At 50.1% G+C, this 24,889-nt stretch carries 16 protein-coding genes; 5 read left to right on the top strand and 11 right to left on the bottom strand.

The window, feature by feature from the left end; all coding sequences use genetic code 11:
- Positions 1 to 117: 117 nt before the first annotated feature.
- Together KU854_RS14915 and KU854_RS14910 are read right to left on the bottom strand one after the other, a co-directional pair.
- A complete protein-coding gene (locus KU854_RS14915; protein WP_054778939.1) occupies positions 118 to 1,494 on the bottom strand; it encodes a carbohydrate porin in 1,377 nt (458 codons plus the stop codon).
- Between the two features lie 294 nt (positions 1,495 to 1,788).
- On the bottom strand, positions 1,789 to 2,712 hold the full coding sequence (locus KU854_RS14910) for a LysR family transcriptional regulator (protein WP_218359255.1): 924 nt from the start codon (positions 2,710 to 2,712) through the stop codon (positions 1,789 to 1,791).
- A gap of 205 nt (positions 2,713 to 2,917) precedes the next feature.
- On the opposite strand from KU854_RS14910, the gene KU854_RS14905 reads away from it, so the two are divergent.
- Both KU854_RS14905 and KU854_RS14900 read left to right on the top strand, forming a co-directional pair.
- A complete protein-coding gene (locus KU854_RS14905; protein WP_218359254.1) occupies positions 2,918 to 4,585 on the top strand; it encodes a glycoside hydrolase family 13 protein in 1,668 nt (555 codons plus the stop codon).
- A gap of 287 nt (positions 4,586 to 4,872) precedes the next feature.
- Positions 4,873 to 6,375, top strand: a complete 1,503-nt coding sequence (locus tag KU854_RS14900) for an AAA family ATPase (protein ID WP_218359253.1) — start codon at positions 4,873 to 4,875, stop codon at positions 6,373 to 6,375.
- 147 nt (positions 6,376 to 6,522) lie between these two features.
- On the opposite strand, the gene malZ is transcribed toward KU854_RS14900, so the two are convergent.
- The 6 genes from malZ to malE form a co-directional block, all read right to left on the bottom strand.
- Entirely contained in the window at positions 6,523 to 8,379 is a 1,857-nt protein-coding gene (malZ, locus tag KU854_RS14895; protein WP_218359252.1) for a maltodextrin glucosidase, read from the bottom strand.
- Between the two features lie 86 nt (positions 8,380 to 8,465).
- Positions 8,466 to 11,669, bottom strand: coding sequence for a pullulanase-type alpha-1,6-glucosidase (gene pulA, locus KU854_RS14890; protein ID WP_218359251.1), 3,204 nt, complete (start codon positions 11,667 to 11,669; stop codon positions 8,466 to 8,468).
- 201 nt (positions 11,670 to 11,870) lie between these two features.
- Positions 11,871 to 13,589, bottom strand: a complete 1,719-nt coding sequence (locus KU854_RS14885; protein ID WP_218359250.1) for a glycoside hydrolase family 36 protein — start codon at positions 13,587 to 13,589, stop codon at positions 11,871 to 11,873.
- A 94-nt stretch (positions 13,590 to 13,683) separates the two neighbouring features.
- Positions 13,684 to 14,574, bottom strand: a complete 891-nt coding sequence (gene malG, locus KU854_RS14880) for a maltose ABC transporter permease MalG (protein WP_218359249.1) — start codon at positions 14,572 to 14,574, stop codon at positions 13,684 to 13,686.
- Between the two features lie 11 nt (positions 14,575 to 14,585).
- The gene (gene malF / locus KU854_RS14875) at positions 14,586 to 16,160 is read right to left on the bottom strand and encodes a maltose ABC transporter permease MalF (RefSeq protein WP_218359248.1); all 1,575 of its coding nucleotides are present in this window, start codon (positions 16,158 to 16,160) and stop codon (positions 14,586 to 14,588) included.
- Positions 16,161 to 16,256: 96 nt separating this feature from the next.
- Positions 16,257 to 17,438 (bottom strand): maltose/maltodextrin ABC transporter substrate-binding protein MalE, encoded by a 1,182-nt coding sequence (gene malE, locus KU854_RS14870; protein WP_054778936.1) that lies wholly within the window; start codon positions 17,436 to 17,438, stop codon positions 16,257 to 16,259.
- 446 nt (positions 17,439 to 17,884) lie between these two features.
- Between malE and malK the strand changes: the two genes are divergently transcribed.
- The 3 genes from malK (at position 17,885) to KU854_RS14855 (ending at position 21,463) form a co-directional block, all read left to right on the top strand.
- Positions 17,885 to 18,994 carry a maltose/maltodextrin ABC transporter ATP-binding protein MalK gene (gene malK / locus KU854_RS14865; RefSeq protein WP_218359247.1) on the top strand — a complete coding sequence of 370 codons (1,110 nt, stop codon included), beginning with the start codon at positions 17,885 to 17,887 and terminating at the stop codon, positions 18,992 to 18,994.
- Between the two features lie 182 nt (positions 18,995 to 19,176).
- Positions 19,177 to 19,986, top strand: coding sequence for a 5'-methylthioadenosine/S-adenosylhomocysteine nucleosidase (locus KU854_RS14860; protein WP_218359246.1), 810 nt, complete (start codon positions 19,177 to 19,179; stop codon positions 19,984 to 19,986).
- Positions 19,987 to 20,200: 214 nt separating this feature from the next.
- Positions 20,201 to 21,463, top strand: coding sequence for a DUF2254 domain-containing protein (locus KU854_RS14855; protein WP_218359245.1), 1,263 nt, complete (start codon positions 20,201 to 20,203; stop codon positions 21,461 to 21,463).
- Positions 21,464 to 21,855: 392 nt separating this feature from the next.
- Here KU854_RS14855 and KU854_RS14850 read toward each other — a convergent pair whose 3' ends face one another.
- The 3 genes from KU854_RS14850 to KU854_RS14840 form a co-directional block, all read right to left on the bottom strand.
- Positions 21,856 to 22,398, bottom strand: a complete 543-nt coding sequence (locus KU854_RS14850; protein WP_218359244.1) for a hypothetical protein — start codon at positions 22,396 to 22,398, stop codon at positions 21,856 to 21,858.
- 1,341 nt (positions 22,399 to 23,739) lie between these two features.
- Positions 23,740 to 24,144: a hypothetical protein gene (locus KU854_RS14845; protein ID WP_218359243.1), complete on the bottom strand. Its 405-nt coding sequence runs from the start codon at positions 24,142 to 24,144 to the stop codon at positions 23,740 to 23,742.
- A 146-nt stretch (positions 24,145 to 24,290) separates the two neighbouring features.
- A complete protein-coding gene (locus KU854_RS14840) occupies positions 24,291 to 24,887 on the bottom strand; it encodes a hypothetical protein (protein ID WP_218359242.1) in 597 nt (198 codons plus the stop codon).
- Positions 24,888 to 24,889 lie beyond the last annotated feature (2 nt).

The following is a 24,889-nucleotide window of genomic DNA, read 5'->3' as shown; positions in this document are numbered from 1 at the left end:
ATGCTTTGTTGAGGTGTACTTGCTTAGATTACTAGGCGGCACACATCTCGCCGCGCCTAAGACGCTTTTCGCTAGAACAAAATTCAACCACCAACGGTCAACAGACCCTATGTATATTTAGAACCAGATTTCAGCGTGGATACCGAAGATGGTGTCGTTGTCGCCATCTTTAATACCAACGTGTTTCGCGCTCGCCTCGTCATCAGTCTGGATGTAGCTGATGTAAGGTTTGATTTGTGGACGGCCGAAGTAGTCAGCGTTCACAGTGAAGACAGTTGCGATTTCAGCATTCAGGGTGTGGGTTTCAACCGCATCACCGGTGCGGCCCCAGTAGCCTTCTTTACCGGTTTCGTAACCGTAAGAACCGGTGAACTCCATGCGGAAGTTGTCGTTCACTTTGTAGCTAGGACGCATTGCCACGATACCGCGCTTCAGGTCTTCAGCACCGAACAGGGTGTCCAGCGCCTGGAACCAGGTCGCTTCTGTACCCAGTTGCCACTTGCTGTTGATGTTAGCCACACCGTAAGTGGTCAGGAACAGGGATTCATCTGACTCGATCAGCGTGCTCCAGCCACCGAAGTTCACACCACGGTTTGCTGCCAGGCCTTTACCGTAAGCAATCGCCGTTTGTGACCAGCCGTCGAAACCGTAGAAGTCGCGGTTGTAGGTGATAGCAAAGCCAACGCCGTTTTCTGCCGGATCAGAATCCACTTTTGGATCCTGGTTCGCGCGGTACATCACTTTCATGTCGAAATCGAAGCTGCCGCCCAGCGCCTGAACGCCGTAGTAGTACATATCCAGTGAGCTAACCGTTGTACGGTCGCCGTCTGCCGGTGGGTTGTCCGCAACGATGTCACCACATGGAGTGCCGCCGATTTCCGTGCCGTCTGCACAGATAAAGTCATTCACCAGACCTGCTTCTGGGTCTGCAGACACCACCGCGATACCACCGCGCTGGCCGTCATCGAACTTGGTTTCAAAACCCGCGCCTTGACCGGAAGACTGTTTCCAGAATTCACCAGACAGGCCACCCGCAGCGCGGTTCAGGAAGCGGCGACCCGCCCAGATTTCGCTGTCAGTTGGCAGGTAAGGCAGGTTACCCAGCACCACGTAAGCTTCTTTGATTTCAAACTGAGCGGTGTTGTTGGCTTTTTGGTTGCCCGAAGAGGTGTAGTAGTAAGAGTCGCCGTTGCCGTACTCAGAGCGCACGATAAAGTCGCTGAAAACGCCATTGCCGTATTCAGTGTGCTTTTTGATCACAAACTCGACCTGTGAGCTGCTCTTGCCCATGGTGCCTGCCGTTTTGTAATCCGGCTTGCCGAATTCGTTGTCGAAAGACTGGCCGTCGTTCATGCGGTAGTTCATTGAGCCGTAGCCGTGAACTTCCCAACCGTCAGTCAGAATGTCAGTCGCTTTTACGCCACTGTCGGTAGCAAACGCAGAATAAGAGGTAATTGCAGCCAGTACCGCTGCAGCAACTGGTAAGCGTTTCATTTATATGTCCCTTTTCAATGTTATTTGTTTTTTTAAATAACCAATTGGTCTCGGGGCACATGTTTATGCGAACGCGGATATGCAACATCCTCCACCCTCAGGGCGTAGTCAGGCGTAGTTGGGAGGCGTAGGCAAAAGGAGGAGTTGATGAGTGTGTATCGGCAATCACACAATGGGGGCGTAATTGCCGGAAAATTCGTGACAGGGCTATAAGAAAAACTGATAGCAAAGGGCAAATCCAGTGCCACAGGCACGGCGATGATGCAAAAAGCCGGGCTTAATTTTTTGTTAAAATTAATTCAGAGCCGTTGCCCGCTCACTGATGAGCTTGAGTAAGGCGTGAAGGTGATCACCCTGTTCGTGGTGATGATAATAAATCCCGACCGTTCCGCGCTGGCAGGAGCCGGTGTTCGCATCTGCGCGTGGCAAGGCGACAATGCCACGCTCGGCAAAAAAGTCTGCCATTTTCGCGGGATACGGCATCACCGCAGGCAAGGTGCGCAGAATGTCCATACTGGCGGAAAGCGACCCGACGTTATAGACAATCCGCTCCCCCAACCCTTTGCTTTGTGCTTCCCTTTGCTTGGGGCCCATATCGTCCAACAGGTGACGGTAAGATTCCGTATCCGGCGTCACGCGCAGCAGCGGATACAAACCCGCTTCCACTAACGGATTAGCACTCATCAGCAAGGGGTGGTTTTCCCGCACATACAGGGCTTCTTCATCCTGGAACACCGGTAGAAAAGAGACGGCACAGCGGCTGGAAAGCCCGACAATCTCATGCCCCATGAAGAGGTCGATATGACCTTGCTGCAGCAAATCCATCAGTTTGAGGTGGTTACCGAATTCCAGATCGACCGAAATCGCCGGGTTACTGTGGGTATATTCCGCCACCACATCTTTGATAAATAGCTCCCACCATGCATCGCCCGTCCCCATTTTGATTTTCTGGGTTCGCCGCGCTTTCAGATCCGCCATTTTATCCACCATGCGTTGGTGACGGCGCGCCATTTCCTGCGCCTGTTCACGCAGCAGTTCACCGAACTCCGTCAGCTCTACCCCTTTGGATTTACGGACAAACAGCGGCACACCGAATTGGCTTTCCAGCTTTCGGATAGTGGCCGTCAATGTAGGCTGGCTGAGGTTCAATTCAGCGGCGGCAGCGCTGATACTGCCTGACTCGGCGACAGCCAGAAACTGGCGATAACTTTTATCCACGGTGTGCTCCAACAATGGCATTTGACGCAATTCACAGTCTGGAAAGACGCTAAATTCAGCAGACCCTGCGAATTCGTGACGGGAGTGGCCTTTATACCCAATGATATAAATATTTTCTATATCACTCGCCTGTTCTTGTATTTCCGGTCACCCCGATTTGTTCCTAGTATTGCGCCAAGCATTCAGACTTATTACAGGTGAACCCATGCACACAACTTCACAGGCCAATGCCATTTATCCAGCAAATAATCCTTGGTGGCACAACGCTGTGGTTTATCAAATCTACCCGCGCAGTTTTTGCGACAGCAATGGCGACGGTATCGGTGATATCCAAGGCATCATCAGCAAGCTCGATTACCTGAAAACCCTGGGCGTGAACGTGATTTGGCTGTCTCCGGTGTATAAGTCACCGATGGACGACAACGGCTATGACATCTCCGACTATCAGGACATCGCGCCGGAGTTCGGCACCCTGGCAGACATGGATGAACTGCTCGCCAAAGCCCGCGACCGCGGCATCCGCATCATCATGGATTTGGTGGTTAACCACACCTCGGACGAACACCGCTGGTTTGAAGAAGCCAAAAAAGGCAAAGACAACCCGTTCCGCGACTACTACATCTGGCGCAAGCCAAACGAAGACGGCTCTGCGCCGGACGATCAGGGCTCTTTGTTCGGCGGTTCCGCATGGCAGTATGATGAAGCTTCCGGCGAATACTACTTCCACCTGTTTTCAAAGAAACAGCCGGATTTGAACTGGGAAAACCCGAAGGTGCAGGAAGAGGTTCACCAGATGATGAACTGGTGGATTGACCGCGGTATCGGCGGCTTCCGCATGGATGTGATTGACCTTATCGGCAAAGAGATCGACAAAGGCATCACAGGCAACGGCCCACGCCTGCACCCACTGCTACAGCAAATGAACCGCGCCACCTTTGGCGACAAAGATTTGTTGACCGTGGGTGAAACCTGGGGCGCAACACCGGAAATCGCCAAGCTTTACAGCGACCCAGCCCGTGAAGAGCTTTCCATGGTGTTCCAGTTTGAGCACATCACCCTGACTTGGGGCAACGGTGACAAATGGACGCCAGTACCGCTGGAACTTCCAACCTTTAAAGCCGTGCTGACCAAATGGCAGACAGAGCTGGCCGACAACGGCTGGAACTCCCTGTTCTGGAACAACCACGATCTGCCGCGTGTGGTCTCCAAATACGGCTGCGACGGCGAGCACCGCGTCAAATCCGCCAAGATGCTGGCAACCGCCATGCATCTGCTGAAAGGCACGCCGTATATCTATCAGGGTGAAGAAATTGGCATGACCAACGTGGCATTCGACACCATCGAAGAATACCGCGACATTGAAACCCTGAACTTCTACCGCGAACGCACTGAAAACGGCGTTTCACCAGAAGCCATGATGGCCGCGATCCACGAAAACAGCCGCGACAACGCCCGTACGCCAATGCAGTGGAGCGCTTCGACCCACGGCGGTTTTACCGAAGGCACCCCTTGGATTCAGGCCAACCCGAACCACACTGAAATTAACGTCGATGCTGCTCTGACAGACACAGACTCTGTGTTCTGGCACTACAAACACCTGGTCGAAATGCGCCAACAGCACCCTGTGATTGTTTACGGCTCATTCACCCCACTGTTCGCCGAACACCCAAGCCTGTTTGGTTATGTGCGCGAACTGGACGGTGTGAAGATTGTCGCCATCAACAACTTCTCCGCCGACACCATCACTGTTGATGTTCCGGCCGAATGGCAAATTGGAGGGGAATGCCTGGTTCACAATGGCGTTGCCCGTTCAGCACTGGAACAAATACTGACGCTCACGCCTTATGAATCGTTCGCGATTTTGGTTAAGTAAAGTCAGTTGGACAATTTGTGAAGTAGAAAAGACGAAGCCCCGAGTGATGATACTTGGGGCTTTTTTTTATTGGGAAGCTGCAAAAGCTGTCGGGATACTGAGCATTTGGCTCTTTTAGTCCCTTCCCCTTTTCAAGGGGAAGGTTAGGATGGGGTTGGCTCTTTGGGAGTTCTCACTTGATGCAGTACTGAGCAGCCTAACACTCAGTATGCACTCAGATGCATCAATGGGAATTTTGGTATAAAGTACATGACCTTGCGGTGTTAATCTATGTGTGAGTGAAATGCATGGCTGCTATCTGTCAACAAAAACTGGAATTTCTTAAAGTCCGTAAACTTAAAAATCTAATTGAGTTAGAGTTAGATTTCGATGGTTCGCCCGTAACTGCAATTCTAGGCCCAAATGGTAATGGTAAATCGACCGTCCTCCATGCGCTAGCTTGTGCCTATCAACCAGCAGATAAAGGGGAAAACCTAAAATTTAGTAATTTCTTCCTTCCAAGTACCGATGCACTTTGGAATGACTCTTACATGGAAATTACCCATACATATCGTGATGGCCCAACACTACATAGAAGCGTCAAAACACCATACGAAAAATCATCTCGATGGAAGCCAATTTACGCTCGACAACCGAAGCGAGATCTTTTCTATATTGGTATAGATAAATGCGTACCGATGATAGAAATGGAGAAGAAACAAGCAAAAATCAACTACTCTACAAATGAAGTAGCAGAAGATATATTTACAATCATCCTACAGAAAGCCTCACTGATTTTGAATCGTAGATACCTGAAGTACAATATACACTCTGCTTCTGGAAAAAATTTCATGGGTGTTGAAGTTGAAGGTTTGAGATATTCTGCTTTGAGTATGAGTGCGGGCGAGCAAAAAGTATTTCATATCCTTACCACTCTTTATAATGCACCAAGTAACTCTTTAATTCTAATTGATGAACTAGATTTATTGTTGCACGACAAAGCAATGATGGCATTGATCAAGGTTATCCATGCAAGAGCTACTGAAAAGTCTTTGCAAGTTGTATTTACAACTCACAGAGAGACTGTAATATCCTTGTCGGATATAGTTAACATACGTCACTTATTTAGCACACCCAACAAAACATTGTGTTTCAATGAGACAACTCCAGATGCAATAAACAGACTAACTGGTGAACAACCAAAGCCACTAGAGATATTCGTCGAGGATGATCTTTCTTCTGCAATTGTCACTAAGCTTGCTTCTCAGTTGCGCGGAAAGCGCTTGGTTTCAATTCAGCGATTTGGCGCAGCATCAAACAGCTTTACTGCTGCTGCAGGCCTATTATTCAGCAACCAAGACATATCCAACACACTATTTGTTTTAGATGGTGATGTTTACTCAACTAGAGAACAAAAATCCGCACAATTGAATAGAGTTATTACAGGGACAGATCATTTATCTGATACGTATAGGGCAAGAGCAATTGATGTAATCAAACAATATCATCTCCCTGATGGGTCTAAACCTGAAACGTACTTGCATCAACTAATCTGCAATATTGGTCATTCTGAAAATGAAGAATTCCAAGAAATCATTCAGGCTGCCCTCGACATTGTTGTTGCTGATGAAAGTCATAAATATATAAATGACATTATCGATAGACTTGGTCTGGAACGACGAGTAGGTCTGTCAAAGATAGTAGATTTGGTCGCGACTACGAACGCTTGGGATGATTACACCGCAGATGTTAGAAATTGGTTGAGAGAAAAGATTGAACCTTTACTTGAGCCTAGAGATAGTGCCGCGTAATTAATATCTTAGACTTACAGTTGGTTTTCCACCTTCTACTGTTCCAGTCGAAACTTCATCATAAATTGGTTGATGCCCAAGAGCACCCCCATCTAACTTCCCCCTTAAAAAGGGGGAAGAACCAAAAGCCAAAACCAGCAGCAATCTCTACCACAAAATCTGCGCTGACTTCCCTTCCACCGTCATCATCAACTCACGTTCACTGGCTTTCACGCTCTTGCTGCCAAACAGCGTGCTGAAACAGGTTTGCGTTGTGCCGGTTTGCCAGAGTGGCAGCGAAATGGTGGCTTGATCTTCGCTACGGTTGACTGCGCAAATCACGACGTCATCACCCAGGGTTCGTGCGAAAGCGAGCACGTCACCTTTGGCGTAAAGCCATTGCAGGCTGCCGCTTTGCAGGGCGTTGGATTCGCGGCGCAGTGTGGTCAGGGTATTGATGAAAGCGACCATATCCTCGCGGTTGTCCAGTTGCTCCCAGGGGAAGGTGCGGCGGTTGTCCGGGTCGTGCCCGCCTTCCATTGCCACTTCCGTGCCGTAGTAAATGCATGGCACACCAACCCAGCAGAACAGGAACATCAGCGCACTTTTCAGGGTAGCTTCATCGCCGTTCGCCATGGTCAGGAAACGCATGGTGTCGTGGCTGTCGAGCTGGTTGAGTTGTGATAGCTGGTTTTGCCACGGCACTTTGGCCATGGCTTCCATCAGCCACGCGGCGAAGGTTTCTGCATCCAGGTAACAAGGGTCGAACGAGATATCCAATCCGGTAAAGAAGGCGCGAACAGGATGGGCGAAGCCGTAGTAGTTCATTGCGCCATCTTCCTGATCGCCTTGCAGCCATTGGGTGGCTTCGAAGAAGTGTTCGCCCAGCACATAACAGTCCTGATTGACGGACTTGGCCGACTCGCGGAACGCTTTCACATAGTGCGCGTTGTTGGTCGCCCCTTCCCCTTCTCCCAGCATGTGGATGACATCAAAGCGCCAGCCATCAATGCCATAAGGCGGGCGCAGCCAATGTTTGATCACTGCATCTTCGCCTTGGTAGAAATAGTCCCGTACTGCCTGATTGAGGTAGTTGAGTTTGGGCAGGCTTTTGACGCCGTTCCAACCCACGTAGTCGTCGGAATCGCCGTCAAACTGGTAATACTCGCGGTATGGCGACGACGGATTTTTCCACGCACCGAGGCCATCTTCGCGACGCTCAAAACCATCAAACCACGGGTGGTTGAGTGAGGTGTGGTTGAACACCGCATCCAGCACGATTTTCATGCCGCGCTGGTGAAGGTCTGCCACCAGTTCGGCGAATTCTTCATTGGTGCCGAGGTGCGGGTCGATATTGAAATAATCTGAGGTGTCGTATTTGTGGTTGCTGGGCGCGGTGAAAATCGGGTTCAGGTACAGGGTGGTGACACCCAATGCCTGCAGGTAATCCAGCTTGTCGCGGATCCCTTTCAGATCCCCGCCATAGAATTCGCACGCGCCGTTGGTGCCATGTTCAGAAACCGGTTCGCCCCACGGTTTTGCCAGCGTTGGTTTTTCCTTGCCCTGCAAGCAATATTCGCCGTCTTTCACGCTGATTGACGGGTTGCCGTTAGCGAAACGATCCGGAAATATCTGGTAGAAAATCTGGTGTTTTACCCAATCTGGCGGCTGGTGCGCAGCGTTGTAGCGGAACTGCTTTTCCAGCCCCGGCACACGGATAGAGACCCCTTCACCGTGCAGCCACCACTGCTGGTTTCCCTGTACCGCTTTGAAGCAATACACAGTAGTGGGTTTGTCGCGGTTCAGTGGCAGTTCTGCCTGCCAGGTTTTCAGGCGGGAGGCGGCGGCGTTGTCGGTTTTCACCTCGTTCATCGCAATCAGCTTTTGCTCATTGTCCGGCTCACAGCGCACGTAAAAGGCAGTCGGTTCAAAACCGGCTTCGGTCACGACACGAACGGTCAGGGAATCCTGCGACGGGATCACCCAATGGCAATCCTGTCCGTGATAAAGAAAAGGTGTATTCATCGTCCATTCACCTCAATATCAAAAAGAGAAAAGCACAGCCCCATGTCGAGGCTGTGCTGAGATTCAGTTAACTCGGCGTTTCACCATCAGTTCGCCACAGGTGGAATACCCGCGCCGCGGCTGCCATTACGGGTCAGTTCGAACACGGCTGGCGTCCATGCCGGAACCACAATCGCGGTGCCATCCACACGCGCATCCCCTTTCAGGTCGCTGGTGTGCTTGGCGCTGAGTGCCAGACCGGATTGGCCCATCTCCACGATTTGCTGCTGCGGCGAGGCATTAATCACCACCACCAGACCGTCCACATTGCTGTCGAGGTCGTCACCTGCGTTGATGCCGTTATCAATCGTCATCACCACCAGGCCAGCAATTTGCGAAGCCCCGGTATTAAGGAAGCCAACACGGCGCAGCACGTCGTCTGCATTGCCTAACGTGATCAGCGGGTAATGGGCGCGAAGGCTTCCCAGCTCTTTGTAATAGCTGACCATGGTCTGCATTTCTGCCTGACCCGGCTTGGCATTGTCGCCATGGCCTTCAATCACTGTGTTGATCATGTCGTAATTCGGGCCGTCTTTGTCCTCACGCGGCAGGCCTTTGTTCCAGTTGTTGTCCTGCAGGCTGTAATCGACACGGTTGTACCAGTCACCGGAGTCGTACGAGTCACGCTGCATGGATTTGGAGCGCAGCAGTTCAACGCCCTGATGGGTGAACGGCACGCCCTGCCCCAACATGGCGGTAGCCAGTGACACCGCCTGCATGCGCACGCGGGTATCGAGTGGCGCTTCGTAAGGGATCTTGTACTGGTTGTTGTCCCACAGCGTTTGGTTATCGTGCTTGGAAACATAGTTCTGCACTTCTGTCGGCTGGTCGGCATAACCCGCAGGCTGGCCGTTGTAGTCGATGTGCTCGCCGCGTTTGCGCTCACCGGTGTAGGTGGTCAGCTCATAGCTTTTCAGGTTGCCCGCCATGCCAAGGCGAACCAGATCGGTGCTGTGTAGCGCGGTTTCGCGGCTGACGCCATTCATGTCATTTGGCATGACATACGCACCATTACCAAAGCCCTGATTGGCGCGCAGCGCATCACCGCCGTCGAACGGGCCACCGCCGCGTACGGCATCACGCAGACGATCGGAGAAAGTCCCCACGCCGGTTCCGGCCATGTTGCCCTGAATCGCCTGCTCAAAACGGGTGTTGTTGGCCACTTCGCCGAAGTTCCAGCCTTCGCCGTAGAAGTAGGTATCCGGGTTGACCTGGCGCACCGCTTCACGCGCTTCCAGGATCTGTGCTTTCGGGTGGTGACCCATCAAGTCGAAACGGAACGCATCCACTTTGTAGTCTTTCGACCACACCACCAGCGAGTCACGGATCAGACGTCCCATCATGGCGTTTTCCGGTGCGGTGTTAGAACAACAAGTCGAAGTTTCCACGCCGCCGGACTGGGTGTTCAGGCGTTGGTAATACCATGGCACTACCTTATCCAGCACTGAGTGATCCGCATCCGGGCCAACCGCATTGGTATGGTTGTAAACCACGTCCATGATGACGTTCATGCCGATGTTCTGCTTGATGCTCATAACCATTTCGCGGAACTCGCGGATACGGGTCATGCCATCAGGCGCGGTGGAGTACGAACCTTCCGGCGCGGTGTAGTGGTACGGATCGTAACCCCAGTTGAAGCTGTCATGACCTGCCACCAGTCGGTTGAGTTTCTGCACCAGTGGCGAATCCGGGCCATCGCTGGCTTTGAGGATTTCAAACACTTGCGCAACGGTTTTGTCGCTGTCGCAGTAGGATGCAAATTCGCTGTTTTTCGCTGCCGGATTGATATCACACAGGCGGCTGAACGGCTGATGAATATCAATCACCTTCGCCGGGTCTTCGTTGACAGAAACGATGTCGAACACAGGCAACAAGTGCAGGTGGGTCACGCCGCTTTGCGCCAGTGATGTCAGGTGTTTAACCGGCGCAGAAGCGGTTTCAGTCAGTGCCTTGAATTTGCCGCGATGCGTTGCAGAAACCGAGGCATCCAGCGCGGAAAGGTCGCGGATATGTGATTCGTAAATCACCATCTTGGCCGGGTTTTGCTGACTGTGCGGGCTTTGCAGCGCATCCCAGCCCGCCGGTTTCAGATCGGGATGGTCAAGGTCAACCACCTGGCTGAATGTCGAGTTCATCGACAGGCTGAGTGAGTATGGGTCGGTCACTTCATAGTGACGCACTTCGTTGACGGCCGGGTGATACACCGTCATGTCGTAGCGGTAGAAATCGCCGTGACCCAGTTTGTCTGTTTCCACAAACCAGCTGCCGGATTGGGCATCAAACTGCATCGGAACGGTGCCCGTTTTGGTCTTGTCGCTGTCGTAACTGACAAGGCTGACGGACTGCGCTGTCGGTGCCCACAACCTGAAGGCAGTTTTGCCATTGGCGACAGTTGCGCCGTAAATCAGGTTGTCATCATTCGCTGTGCCGTGTTCGACGTAAAGGGTATCCAGCACACCGGCGATTTGTACCTGAGTGGCTGACACAATCTTGCCTTCGGCATTTTTCGCCACGGCCACCAACTGCCCCCTGAGCAGGGATTTTGCCTCGTCATTGGTCAGCGGCAGGTGCCAGCTTGCCATGCCACCCAGATGTGGGAATCGGGACTGCCAGCGGCTCTCTGCATTGGCTGTCGCGTCGAGCTTTTTATCAAAGCCTGAAATCTCATCACCGGAGATATTCACACCGCCCGTGAGCGACTGATACAACTCAACATGGGTAACATCCGCAGGTGTGAGCAGGGTTTGTGCGTCTACCCAGTGCGCGGTTGCGCCTGTCAGGTTCAGTGGCGGCAGTTCCAGCGGTTCGTAGTAAACATTGCCATCGCCTTTGAAGGTAAAGGCGCGGAAGCCAATTTTCGCGGCTTCTTCGATATAAGCTTTTGCATCCTGTGACAGCGGTTTTTCATCGCCACGGTGCGGAATGAAGTTGATGCAGCCCTGGGTTGAATCAAGGATTGGCAGATCCCAGTACGCGCCGAATGCGTCGTCCACACCATCAAACTGAAGGCCACGGTTCCAGTCTGTATCCGTGCCTTTGTAGGCTGAACACTGCTCATTGTTCCAGACGTGAAGTGTCATATCCTGGTAGTCATTTTCCAGCATGTTTAAATACACACGCAGGTGACCCGGTGCCGGTGAGCCGGTGTTGGGTGATTTTTCGTTTTCAGAAAAAGCGCCACAACCCGAGAGGGAGACGGTTGAAATAATTGTCATTGCTGCTGCCAGTTTTGAAATTTTAAATGTAGGCATTGCACATCCTTAAAACAATACACAGAGGGTAGAATTTAATAATGCGTTTATTATTAATGTCTGGATTCTTGCATACGTTCTATTTCTTCGCTTTGCGCAGAATGTGATGACATGCCAAATATTGAAAATGAAATACACAACTCAAATAAACCCAAAAAAGAAAAGCCACCCTATTTAAGCGATGGCTTTTGGTTATGGGATTTATTTGCTGATAATTAACTGACTTCGATTCTCCGAAGACAAATTAATTACCCAGAATTTCTGCGGTTCGTGGTTTAATTTCTCGCCGCTCCAATAATCAAACCAATCGATGGCTTTATCGCTTTCCAATGTGACAGTCACCGGCTCCCAGTCATCCTTGAGATAGGTCATCGCAGCATGCAGCGTTTCGCCACTCTCAAGCGCCAGCTTGCCGTAGTTCAGCGACAAATCCGTAAACTGCACGGGCGCAGAAGTAAGCTGGCTGCGCTGGATAAGTCGGGAGAACGACGCTCTGGCGCTGCTGTCCATCTCTGCCAGCGGGTCGCCGGAAAGCAGCAAACCGCCGACAGCAGCGACCACATCGCGGTGGTATTGGTAAGCGGCGTCGTCCGTTTCCTGCCCCGGAATATCGGTCAGGGTGACGCAATCCGGGTCGATATGCCAAAGTTGCTGGTGCTGCCAGCTGCGGAAGAAACTCTCTCGGGCAATTTGGCTGAAACGGTGCGGCACACGCTCGACATCGTCTGATACGCGCATGGCATCCACCATGCCAAGGGACGGCCACATCGGCGCATTGCATCCCAGCAGCCAGGCATCGCCTGCCCCTTTTGCGATGGCTTCCATTCCCCGTCGATAGGCTTCAATACCTGTCACTTGTGGGTTGGCGCGTTTGCCTTTCAATGCGCCCCAATAGTTGGCATCCAGCTTGAACAGCGCTACGCCCCACTCTTCACGCATGGTTTTAACGGTTTGGGTCAGATGGTCGCAGACTGCTTGCTGGCTGGTATCCAGCATCAGCCACGGCAGGCAGCGCCAACCGCCATAGGTCACATCTTCCGCTTTCAGGGTTTGGCCATTTTCAGCGCGCACGAACCATTCCGGGTGTTCACGGAACACGGCAGATCCTGGCTCGGCGATAAACGGTGCCATCCAGATCGCAGGCTTTTTGCCACGCGCTTTGATGTCGTCAATCACGGCTTTTACGCCGCCCGTGAAGCGCTCGGAGGGTGTCAGCCAATCGCCCATAAAGGCCTGGTAGCCATCATCCAGCAACACCCATTCGATATCGTTGAGATCGCCACGCATCTGGTCGAGGTTAGTGCCGATGTCTTCGGCAGAAACCCCCGCGTAATAGGCGTACCAGGAACACCAGCCGATGGGCGATGCGTCTGCAACATGGGCTCTTGGCGGGTGATTGACAGCAATGGCCGCGGCAAATTGCTCATACACTTCTGCCAGCGTTTTGCCTTCGAAAACGTCGACGGATTCGAGATGGTGCTCGCCCGGTTCCAAGGTGATGTATTCGCCGTCCAGAACCGCGGTCACCTGCCCGTCTGTAAACTCAAAGAAACCGGCAAAACGGTGGCAAGAGGTAAAGCCGAACAGGGTGTAGCCTTCGCTTTCTTCAATCACCAAATAGTTGTAATAACGCTGTTTATCGTCTTTGCCATATATCCGGTAACTCTCATTATTATCCGGACAGCGTCCAACAGACTCATTATTATTTATTGAACCCGTTGTTTGGCATAGCATTTGAAAACCATCTCCAATAACACGACAGTTTTCATTAAATTTCTTTTCAAACCTGATAACAGGAAAATATTCAGGCAAATTTATTTCTTTATCTGAAATAATTTTCAATGCAATTTGATCGTTTCTCTTTGATTCAATTAATAAATCAGACAGCAAAGAATACGATTGTAGGGTGTTATTATTCATCGCATTTTACTCAATAAAAATGCCTGACATTTCGCCAGGCATGTTATACCCAAACAGCCTGAATCCTGCATCTTCAGGTAGTTTGGGGATATATTTAACCTTTAACGCCACCTGAAGTCAGGCCGCCAACCAGGAATTTCTGAGCCAGCAGGAAGACGATAGTGATAGGCATTGCCGACAACACAGCCGCTGCGGCAAAGTCACCCCACAGGTAGTTTTGCGGGTACAGGTATTGCTGCATGCCGACGGCCAGTGTGTAGCTGTTTACGTCAGTCAGCAGCAGCGACGCGACCGGCACTTCTGTCACCACACCGATGAACGACAGGATGAACACCACCGCAAGGATTGGCACAGACAACGGCAGCAATACCAGACGGAATGCCTGCCAAGGTGTTGCACCATCCAGCGCTGCCGCTTCTTCCAGCGATCCATCAATGGTTTCGAAATAGCCTTTGATCGTCCAGACATGCAGGGCAATCCCTCCCAGGTAGGAGAAGATCAGACCGCCGTGGGTATTAAGGCCAAGGAATGGAATGTACTGGCCGAGACGGTCAAACAGAGCATAAATCGCGACCAGACCCAATACCGCCGGGAACATCTGAAAAATCATCATGGCTTTCAGGATGTTGCTCTTGCCTTTAAAGCGAAGGCGGGCAAACGCATACGCACTGGTGGTGGACATACACACGATGATCAGCGACGTGATTCCCGCAATTTTCACCGTGTTCCACAGCCACAACAGCACAGGGAAAGGCGGTGGTGTCACGCTACCATCGTCGTTAGTGACATTCAGCCCCAGTGCCAGGCGCCAGTGATCCAGCGTTGGGTTGCTTGGAATCAACTCACCGCTGGCGAAATTACCCTCACGCAATGAGATAGCAATGATCATTAGCATAGGGAACAGGATGAGGGACAGAAACACACACAATCCGGCATGCGTTGCCCAAACACGGTACTTCTGCGATTTTGATTGAACCATAGGCATGGCGGTACTCCTTAATCCTGCGACAGCTTGGTAAATTTCAGGTTCAGCAGTGCCATACCGCTAACCATCAGGAAGATCAGGGTTGCAATGGCACCCGCAAGGCCAAAGTCCTGACCGCCACCACCTTCGAACGCAATACGGTAGGTGTAGCTCACCAGAATATCTGTGTAGCCCGCTGGCTCTGAGGTGTTGAGCATGTTCGGGCCGCCGTTGGTCAACAGCATGATCATCACGAAGTTGTTGAAGTTGAACGCGAAGCTGGCGATCAGCAGCGGTGTCAGTGGCTTCACCAACATCGGCAGTGTGATGTGGAAGAAGTTCTGTATTGGACCCGCACCATCAATCGCTGAGGCTTCGTACAGATCTTCCGGGATGGATTTCAGCAAGCCCATGCACAGGATCATCATGTAGGGGAAACCCAGCCAGGTATTGACCATCACTATCATGATCTTGGCCATCAGCGGATCGGAGAACCAGTTTGGTTGGATGCCGAACATGGCTTCCAACATCATGTTGATTTCACCAAAACTTTGGTTGAACAAGCCGCGGAAAATCAGGATGGAGATAAACGAAGGCACCGCGTAAGGCAAAATCAGGAGCACGCGGTACACACCTGCACCCTTCAATGGCTCCCACTGAACGATACACGCCAGCACCATGCCCACAGCCAGTGTCAGTGCGACCGCCAGGAAAGCAAAGACAACCGTCCAGATGAAAATGCCGACAAACGGCTCTTTAATACCGTCATCGGTCAACACGCGGTGGAAGTTATCCCAACCCACGTTCACCACAAAACCCGGAGAGACAGGTTTGCCCACGAACTGGCCTTCCGCATCGATTTGCTGGTAGTAGCCAATCTCGTGGTTCGGTTTGAAGTAGGTTTGCTCACGGTTGTTGTAAAGGGTTTCACCATCGCTTTGCATGGTGTAAAGCGGGCCTTCAGCGGCGAACTTGCGCAGGCCACTCATGCGGATTTCTTCGCCGTCCGGCATGATCAGCAGCAGTTTGGAAAGCTCGGTACGGTTTTGCACAATCTCTTTGATCGGCGCTTTTTTACCGTCAAACGATGTGGAATCTACCAGAGTGATCGGCTCTGTTGGCAAGTTTGCCAAATCCAATGTGCCCGTTTGCAGCAACTGGTCGCCGTCTTTCACCACAACGCGGTAGCCGTTTGCTGTGTTGTACAAATCAAAACCATACGCAGCGCCGGACTGGTAGGTGCGGCTCATGAGTACCGACTGGGCGCGCTCCAGTGTTAACTGGTTTGCGGCGCTGTAGTTGGTAAACGCCAGACCCACGGTATAAACCAGAGGGAAGATGATAAAAATAACCATCCCGGCAATACCGGGGTAAATGTAGCGGTGAGCGTAAGTTTTGTTACTGCCGAAAATGAAAACAGCCAATGCTGTGAGGAAAACGGTCAGTAACGCAAAGGCGGTTTCACCCTGCGCGTACATCAGAACAGTGGCATACCCGTTGACCGCAGCGATCAGGGTGAGGATTGTCCACTTCAGGTAGTTTGGATGGGCGGTTTTTTTTGTTTCAGACTGCGGCTGCAAAAAGCCCGCATCATGCACTGGCTGCATACCAGCTCCTTACTCTCAAAATCCAATTTTGGAAGGCAAATATAAAAGCGATAACAACGGGGAGTGCAGGGAGAGCGAGCCCTCCCTGCTATTGGGTTATTTCAGCATTTGCTTGGCGGCTGCATTCAGCGCGTCGTCTACAGACTGACGTCCGTCTACCACGTTCTGGATGGCGTTACCTTCGGCATACCAGAATGACTGCATGGCCGCGATGTTCGGCATGATTTCACCGGTTTCCGCATTCTGCATGGTCGCTGCAATACGGGTGTCAGCTTCCAGTGCTTCCTGGAAGGATTTCAGTGCAACCGCACCCAGTGGCTTGTCGTTGTCTACCATTGCCAGACCTTCGTCAGTCATCAGGTAGTTTTCGATAAACTCTACCGCCAGATCGCGGTTTGGAGACGCTGAGCTGATACCCGCAGAAAGAATGCCGACAAACGGTTTAGACGGGTTGCCATTCAGTTTTGGCAGTACCGCAACGCCATAATCCAGACCGGATTTGTCGATGTTGCTCCAAGACCATGGGCCGTTGATGGTCATCGCCACATTGCCTTTGTTGAACTCAGCTTCAGAGATGCTGTAGTCCATATCCGGCGAAATAACGCCTTGGTCAACCAAGCCTTTCACAAAGCTCATTGCGCGGCGCGAACCTTCGTTGTTAACGCCGATATCTTTTGCGTCGTATTTCTCGCCATCAAACTTGAATGCGTAACCGCCGTCTGCCGCCAGTACCGGCCAAGTGAAGTACGGTTCGCGCAGGTTCCACATGATGGCGCGCTTGCCGTCTTTCTGTAGTTCTTTATCCAGTGCTGCAATGTCTTCCCAGTTTTTCGGTGGGGTTGGTACCAGCGCTTTGTTGTAGATCAGTGACAGTGCTTCAACCGCGATTGGGTAGCCTACGGTTTTTCCGTCGTACTGCACCGCATCCCATGCAAAATCGACCACTTTGTCTTTCAGCTCGGCAGAAGGTTTGATTTCAGCCAGCAGACCTGCCTGCGCGTATCCACCAAAACGGTCGTGTGCCCAGAAAATGATGTCCGGGCCGTCACCGGCAGCCGCAACCTGTGCGAATTTGTTTGCCAGATCGTCCGGGAACGCAACGGTAACAGGCACACCCATGTCTTCTTCAAATTTCTTACCCAGCTCAGCCAGGCCGTTGTAGCCTTTGTCGCCGTTGATCCAAATGGTCAGTTGACCTTCTTCAATAGCGGCTGTCGCGTGGGCAGAAGCAAGCGCTGCAAGGGTACACAGTGCGACACGGGAGAGAACTTTTTTCATCTTAAACGTCCTTTCTGATTGTTATTGATAGCTGCCGGACTCGTCCGACCTTTCATGCCTGATGTAACAGCGTCATCTTCCCCTAGCGGTATGGGAATGAGATCATCCTCCGAACTACGCCCCCAGCCGCCGCAGCTCAAAAACATGAGGTAGCTCTCACAGACAATGTGAGCCATATCTTAAAATGCGCACCCTATGTGACGCGTCGCACATGGTAATGCCAATAAAAATCGACATCAGCCAATGGAAAGCAAAAGTGTGACGGATGCACTCATCCCCCTCATCCCCCACTAATCCCCCATAACAGGAGGATGTTTCGACGGCCTGTATTCAACAGAATGGCGCCAAGTCCACTGCGGAAAGAGTGTGCTCTTTTCAGGAAAGAATGCGGTTCGGCTGTCTAAAAGGTCGGCAGCCGACGAAAACTACTTAGAGGAAATAACGCAATGGCGAGCGTAACCCTACGAAACGTCTGTAAAGCCTACGGCGATAACCTGATATCCAAGAACGTTGACCTGGATATTGAAGAAGGCGAATTTGTTGTCTTCGTTGGCCCGTCTGGTTGTGGCAAATCTACCCTGCTGCGTTGTATTGCAGGCTTGGAAGACATTACCTCCGGTGATCTTTACATCGGCGGCGAACACATGAATGAGATCCCGCCATCCCAGCGTGGTGTGGGCATGGTGTTCCAGTCTTACGCGCTGTATCCGCACCTGAACCTGTTCGACAATATGTCTTTTGGCCTCAAGCTGGCGAAAGCGGACAAAGAAGAAGTGAAACGCCGCGTAGAAAACGCCGCCAACATTCTGCAACTGGGTCACTTGCTGGAGCGTAAACCGAAAGCGCTTTCCGGTGGTCAGCGCCAGCGCGTGGCTATCGGCCGTACTCTGGTTTCCCAGCCAAAAGTGTTCCTGCTGGATGAGCCGCTTTCCAACCTTGATGCCGCGCTGCGTGTGCAGATGCGCATTGAGATCGCCAAGCTTCACAAGCAACTCGGTTGCACCATGATCTACGTGACCCACGATCAGGTTGAAGCAATGACCATGGCGCAGAAGATTGTGGTGCTGGATAAAGGTTTCGTTTCCCAAGTAGGTAAACCGCTGGAGCTGTACCACTATCCGAAGAACCGTTTCGTGGCTGGCTTTATCGGTTCGCCGAAGATGAACTTCGTCAGCGTGCAGGTTGAAGCGGTGGAAAATGACCGCGTGATGGTGCAATTGGCAAACGGCCAGACCATGTGGCTGCCAGTTGATGGCCGCACCGTTGAGCAAGGCGCGCGTATGTCTTTGGGTATCCGCCCTGAGCATCTGGTTGATTGCGAAGAAGGCGATGTCTGCATTGAAGGCGATGTACAGGTGGTAGAAAAGCTGGGTTACGAGACGCAGGTTTACCTCAAGCTCAAGCACATGGATGCCGATTTCATTTACCGCCGTCCAGACACTCTGGATATCGAACCGGGCACGGTTTACAAAGTGGGTATCCCGGCGCACCGTTGTCACCTGTTCCACAGCAGCGGCGAAGCGTGCCAACGCCTTCATCAGGAAACCGGCGCGTAAGGTTCTGCCCTTCACTTTCCAAAGCCCGCCTCCCCCGCGGGCTTTGTCGTTTTATTCACTCCTTTTCTGCGTTCACACCCTTTCATTTTTATTTGATATAAGTCGCACTTTTATCTTGACGCAAACGATTGCGCAGATATGATTCGCGCACATACCTCTTCTGTTATTGTTTGATTCGACTCATGTTCAAAACGTTATCTCTCAGCTCTTTGCTTCTCGCGACGTCCTTCAATGCATTTGCCAACCAACCTATCCTTGTACAGGGCGCGATGGATATGGAAACCAATGTGCTTATCGAAGCGCTGGACAACGCGAAGGAAGTGACCCGTGGTTCCTGGACTTTCTGGGAAGGCGAAATCAAAGGGTACCCTGTGGTGGTTTCCCGCACGGAAATCGGCCTGGCAAACGCAGCCGCTTCCACCACGCTGGGCATTGAACTGTACAATCCGAAAGCCATCATCAACCAGGGCACCTCCGGCGGTCACGACCCTGATCTGCAACGCGGCGACATTGTCGTAGGCAAAGAAAGCTTCAACATGGGCGCTTACAAAGTCGCGTTTAAAGAAAAAGGCGAAGGCATTCACCCAACCGCATGGGAAAACTTTGATGTGGTCATGCGCCTGCGCAAAGACGGCGAGCTGGTGAACTACGCCCACTACGAAGGCGACCCAGCCCTGTTGGCTCACACCATGAAATACGCCGAAGGCTACAGCCACGGCAAAGTGGTGGAAGGCAAGATTGGTTCTGCTGACGAATGGAACCGCGAAATTGACCGCATCAACTGGTTCCACGAAACGCTGGGCACCTCAACCGAAGAAATGGAAACCTCAGCAGCGGCGCTGGTAGCCGAAGCCTACGACGTGCCATTTATCGGCGTGCGCGTGCTGTCTAACACAGACCTGCACAAGCAGGACTTCGATCCGGCAACGGCGAAACACTGCCAGGAATTTGTGCTGAAAGTGATTGATGGGCTGGTTGCGCAGTATAAGTAACGCTCTCTATCCATAAGCCCGCACTCTATGCCCAAGTCATAAAATCACGGCTTGGGCATATTTTTTCCAAGCCCCCCTTACTTTCAGGAAGATGCATTGAAGTTGAGAAACCGCCTTATATTAGGGCTTCGCTAAACCTTTACCTGATTCAACGATTTACCAGAGACAAGCAATTTGGTGAGATGCCTTAACAACCATGGGCTGAGGTTACGTAATGGCAATGTTCTCCTCTCTGGAACACTTTCGCTTTACCCTTAACCGGTTACGGGAACGGCTCTGGGTTCGGCCGTTGATATTCTGCCTGCTCTCCATCGTCGCCTCTCTGGTTGCAAAGCTGGCCGACGGCACAGGATTGGCGGCGTTGGTTCCTCATGTAGAACAAAGCTCCATCGAGACACTCTTAACCACCATGGCAGGTTCCATGATGGGCGTTGCCACGTTTTCTGTCGCTTCTATGGTCTCTGCCTACGCCTCTGCCAGCAGCACAGCAACCCCACGCTCTTTCAACCTTGTGATCGCCGACGACGTATCACAGCATGCACTTTCAACTTTTGTGGGCGCTTTCATTTTCAGCGTGGTCTCTCTGACTGCGGTCATGAACGACTTCTTTGGCATTGCGGGCCTCTTCCTGCTGATTTTCCTCACCATTCTTGTGTTCTGCTTTGTCATTCTGACTTTTGTCCGCTGGGTTGACCGGATTGCAAGGTTAGGGCGGCTTGGCTCCATCATCGATAAATGTGAAAAAGCGACCACACGAGCAATGGAGCGGAGAAAATGCCTGCCAAACCTGAACGGCGTTCCCGTCAACACATCGCCAGAAGGCCACGCGATTTACGCAACCAAGGTGGGTTATGTGCAATACATCGACGTTGCCTGTCTTCAGTCTTGGGCTGAAGCCAATGAAGTGACGCTTATGGTCAATGCTCTCCCCGGCACGTTCGCTGCGCCTGGCCGTCCACTGGCTCATCTGAAAACCAAAACATCAAAGGAGTTGGATTGTGCAGACGTCATCAAGGCTTTCCAGATAGGTTCGACACGGCTTTTTGATGATGACCCGAGGTTTGGGCTGGTTGTCCTTTCAGAAATCGCGTCGCGCGCGCTTTCCCCGGCCGTCAACGACTCCGGTACCGCCATTCACGTGATTGGCGCAATGGTCAGGTTGCTGACGTTATGGCAGCAGGATGATGATGGGTGTGAAAAAGAAGAACCGAAGTTCGACAAGGTAGAGATACCTGAAATCAATATGGACGATATGTTTGATGACGCCTTCACCGCCATCGCCCGTGACGGCGCAGGATTGGTCGAAGTCGCCGTTCGCCTGCAAAAAGCATTCAACTCGCTCGCCACGTCAAACTTGCCGGAAATGCGTTTAGCCGCCAAACGACACGCCGCGATTTCACTTAAGCGCAGCAGATCAGCCATGCCAATTGAGGAAGACTACACGGCAGTGTATGAAGCGGCGAAGTTGTTAGATTAAAGGGTGACGTTTTTTTAGTTAACGCAACCCGCTGCTCGGAATATCTGTATCTGTTACAAGCTACCTTGCGTCAAGTTCTGCGGATGAAACGGCATTCGGCTCGAATGAGTTAAGAATAGCTGCCGAAATGAGCCTGATGGCAGTTTTCCGCATCTACCAGAATTCGCTTTGCAACCGTTGGGATTCATCGTCTAGAGAATATGAGCCTTCATAGGCATTCTGCGTTAACTGGTTTTCATAAATGTAAAAGTTGAGCCGAAGCACCGTATCAACCAATACTATTGACCTGCTCCAGAACACGAGAGAATAATTGGCGTTGCATATTTTTCCTTCTCAATCGTAGTTAGGGCTTAAATGCACACAAAATCACCCTTATCGGAAAAATAGCAATCTCAACGAAGCAGTTCATCCAGCCACGCCAAATGGCCTTCAACGCGCACCCGAAGGTCGACTGCTTCCCCCATTGGAAATCTATCTTCATAAATTTTCGCCATAGCCCAGTAATGCATAAACGTTAGCGCATACTCTGCAAGGTACTCTGCCTTGTCTTTCACACCCCAGTCGCGAATGCTTAGTAAACCTGATGCTGAACTCGACATCGCGGTGAAATAGCTACGAGGCATTTCCTGACTATGGTCATCCAGTTCTTCCGAATCTTTGTCATAGTATTTCTTTATAATGGCGAAAGCATCATCATTACTTTTCTTATAGCACTCACTCAAAAATGCGCTGATTGACAGCGCATCCAAATACTCTGAGTAATCATATAGTTTAAAAGACGATATATCTTTATTTATATAGCTATGAAGCAACGACTCAGCTTCTTCTACTCTGCCAATAGAAATAAGATACACAACGAGAATATTCGCCTTATCTATGTCTTTTCCACTGGTTGGAGAGAACTTTTTGCTAAGCGATTTCTTAATCCTAGCCACGATAGGACTACTTTCAAGTTTAATTGAAAAAGTTAGCATTGGGAAATTTACTTCCTATCGTATAAACAATGTCAAACAATACAATTAGTACCTAATAAAATATATTACTCAGTTCAACCATTGAGAATAGATGCGAGTTTTTCCTTTTCTATCTGTAAGACCTTATCCCATTCATCGAGAATCTGCTTTTTGCTCTCCCCAACAAGGTTCGCGACGACTTTGTGCTGCTTCAGTATGCCCCTTATCTCTGAGCAGCACCCAAGGATTTGATCATTTATAGTTAGTCCTAGTGCTTTTGGGTCATCATAGGCTTTATACGTAATCGGTAACTTCATCTGCAAGTTGAACACAATACCAGTCAACATCCCCGTTACGCAGGTATTCAACCAAAGAAACATATTCGGCCACCCTTTGTTCGGATTGAGCCTTCTATTCTCTGCGCGAAAGGAAATAAGCCAAAATCGCCAGTGCATCCATTTTATTCCCAATTTGATAGCCCCTAGCAGCTTCCCCAATATCATCAACAAATGAGGCCAAAAAAATAAGATGCAAGGTTTTCTTGTCCTAAAGCATAAAAGCAAGCAACTAACCAAATTGCCTTATCAAAGTCCCTGTCTTTGTTTAGGTTAAAACTGCGTAGTAACGTATCTGCTTTTTTCCTATGAACCCTTTCGGGCACTCGGTTTTTATCTTTGAAACAATGGCTGATACTAGCATACTTACTCGACCACAATAATGATGTAAAATCCTTCTATTTTTTCATATCAGCAATTAAACACATTAAATTAGCTTAGTTACATTCAATAAGCTGGTATAAGTCGACACCATTATTAATGAGAAAATTAAAACCTTCCTGCAATTCACTTCTAAATTTCTCACCGTAAGGCTCATGGCCATAAAAAATATCCTCAAATGTCTCTTCTGTAACCTAACCAACATAAAGCCAACTTCTACGGAAATATATAGTAACTCTACCATCGCATAGGCGTTCTCTTTTTCCTCATCAGTAAATTCACTTATATCTTTGAAGCAACAATTGAATAAGACAGCTTTACTTGCCCATGCATAGATTTCGTTTTAAATTAGCTGAGCGTCGACAATCATTTTCTCAAAGCCACCTTCGAAGTAAAATCCAATTTTTTCATTGATATAGCTAATCATCATTAGTTAATATCATTGAGAAACGGAATTTTGTCCTTAGATAAAGTAACGAAATATGTCTTGTTGATACAAAAGTCACTATAACATCTATTTTAGCCATTTTAAGTGACCTTCAATGTGGGTTTGGATATATATAGAACCTCCAAATGGAAACTTATCTTCATCGATCTTTGCCATTGCCTAATACTTGATAAACCCAATAGCATTATAAGCTAAGCACTCAGCTTGCTGGCTTACGGTATGCTCTCTGATTTCAAGGAGATCCGAACACGATGCTGCCATTAAACTAAAATACCCATATGACACTTCTTCGCAATAACGATCCTCATAATCAGCCTCTTCTTTCTCATAGTACTGCTTCAAGAGATCGATATAAGAGCACATTTTCTTTTCATCTTTCTGCTCTTTCATGACGTAAGCGGCTATAGACAGCGCGTCGATATACTCCATATAGTCATATAGCTTCAAGGAATTAAGATCTATTCTTATGTAGCTTTCCAGTAGTGCTAGCGTTTGTTCCTTGTCGCCACAGCTTAATACATATACAGCAAGTCGATTAGCTTTCTCAACATCCTTGCCACTCATTGAGGAAAACTTATTACTGAGTGAATTTTTCAACCTACAGATTAAAGAACTTTCGTTACTTCTGTTTTTACTTGAAATATTTAAAACTCAATGCCTTGCTCCAGAAAATATATATAACCCACAAGAAAAATTATTATCTGATCATATTACAAGAGTAGAGATAACTTCTCCTTCTCTACGATCAGTATCTCTTCAAGGTTGTGTAATACTGTTTTGGCAACACCAGCACATAAAAACTTAATAGGGGCAAAGTATTCTAGAACAATCACAATATTGGATGCGCAACCATCAATATCCTCACGCTTAGTATTGTCATTCTCAAACTGGCTGGCTGCCCATTGCTGCTCATAATACGCTGCTATGGTTTGAGGCATATCGTCTAAGATTTTTTTGAAGTCATAATCTGCTCTTTTCGCGAGATCAGCATATTGCTCCACCCTAAGCTGGGCTTCTACTGCCCTACCTTCCTCGTCTAAGAGATAAGCAAGCAATGCGACAACTGAGAGCTTATTGTAGAGTTGAAATCCGCGATTTTTCTCTCCCATATCATCGACAAATGCCTCGATAATTTCTATCGCTAACGCGTTCTTGTTCAACGCGTGGAGATAAGAAAACAGGGAGAGCGCTCTCTCTACATCTTTGTTTTTACTCCAATCAAACTTCTTATCCAGTAAGCTCGCTTGTTTACAGACAAACTTGCTATCGACCTGCTCCGGAACAAGAGAGAACGCTAACTTTAACATGT

This window comes from Enterovibrio paralichthyis, assembly GCF_019209835.1.
Classification (GTDB): Bacteria; Pseudomonadota; Gammaproteobacteria; order Enterobacterales; family Vibrionaceae; genus Enterovibrio; species Enterovibrio paralichthyis.
The sequence above is the reverse complement of the archived record's forward strand: the minus strand, read 5'-3'. Positions and strand labels throughout refer to the sequence as shown.

What these genes read in the sequence shown, in the direction of transcription:
- KU854_RS14915 (WP_054778939.1), bottom strand. Translation starts at nt 1,494, where the DNA reads ATGAAACGCTTACCAGTTGCTGCAGCGGTACTGGCTGCAATTACCTCT.
- KU854_RS14905 (WP_218359254.1), top strand. Translation starts at nt 2,918, where the DNA reads ATGCACACAACTTCACAGGCCAATGCCATTTATCCAGCAAATAATCCT.
- KU854_RS14900 (WP_218359253.1), top strand. Translation starts at nt 4,873, where the DNA reads ATGGCTGCTATCTGTCAACAAAAACTGGAATTTCTTAAAGTCCGTAAA.
- malZ (WP_218359252.1), bottom strand. Translation starts at nt 8,379, where the DNA reads ATGAATACACCTTTTCTTTATCACGGACAGGATTGCCATTGGGTGATC.
- pulA (WP_218359251.1), bottom strand. Translation starts at nt 11,669, where the DNA reads ATGCCTACATTTAAAATTTCAAAACTGGCAGCAGCAATGACAATTATT.
- KU854_RS14885 (WP_218359250.1), bottom strand. Translation starts at nt 13,589, where the DNA reads ATGAATAATAACACCCTACAATCGTATTCTTTGCTGTCTGATTTATTA.
- malG (WP_218359249.1), bottom strand. Translation starts at nt 14,574, where the DNA reads ATGCCTATGGTTCAATCAAAATCGCAGAAGTACCGTGTTTGGGCAACG.
- malF (WP_218359248.1), bottom strand. Translation starts at nt 16,160, where the DNA reads ATGCAGCCAGTGCATGATGCGGGCTTTTTGCAGCCGCAGTCTGAAACA.
- malE (WP_054778936.1), bottom strand. Translation starts at nt 17,438, where the DNA reads ATGAAAAAAGTTCTCTCCCGTGTCGCACTGTGTACCCTTGCAGCGCTT.
- malK (WP_218359247.1), top strand. Translation starts at nt 17,885, where the DNA reads ATGGCGAGCGTAACCCTACGAAACGTCTGTAAAGCCTACGGCGATAAC.
- KU854_RS14860 (WP_218359246.1), top strand. Translation starts at nt 19,177, where the DNA reads ATGTTCAAAACGTTATCTCTCAGCTCTTTGCTTCTCGCGACGTCCTTC.
- KU854_RS14855 (WP_218359245.1), top strand. Translation starts at nt 20,201, where the DNA reads ATGGCAATGTTCTCCTCTCTGGAACACTTTCGCTTTACCCTTAACCGG.
- KU854_RS14845 (WP_218359243.1), bottom strand. Translation starts at nt 24,144, where the DNA reads ATGAGTGGCAAGGATGTTGAGAAAGCTAATCGACTTGCTGTATATGTA.
- KU854_RS14840 (WP_218359242.1), bottom strand. Translation starts at nt 24,887, where the DNA reads ATGTTAAAGTTAGCGTTCTCTCTTGTTCCGGAGCAGGTCGATAGCAAG.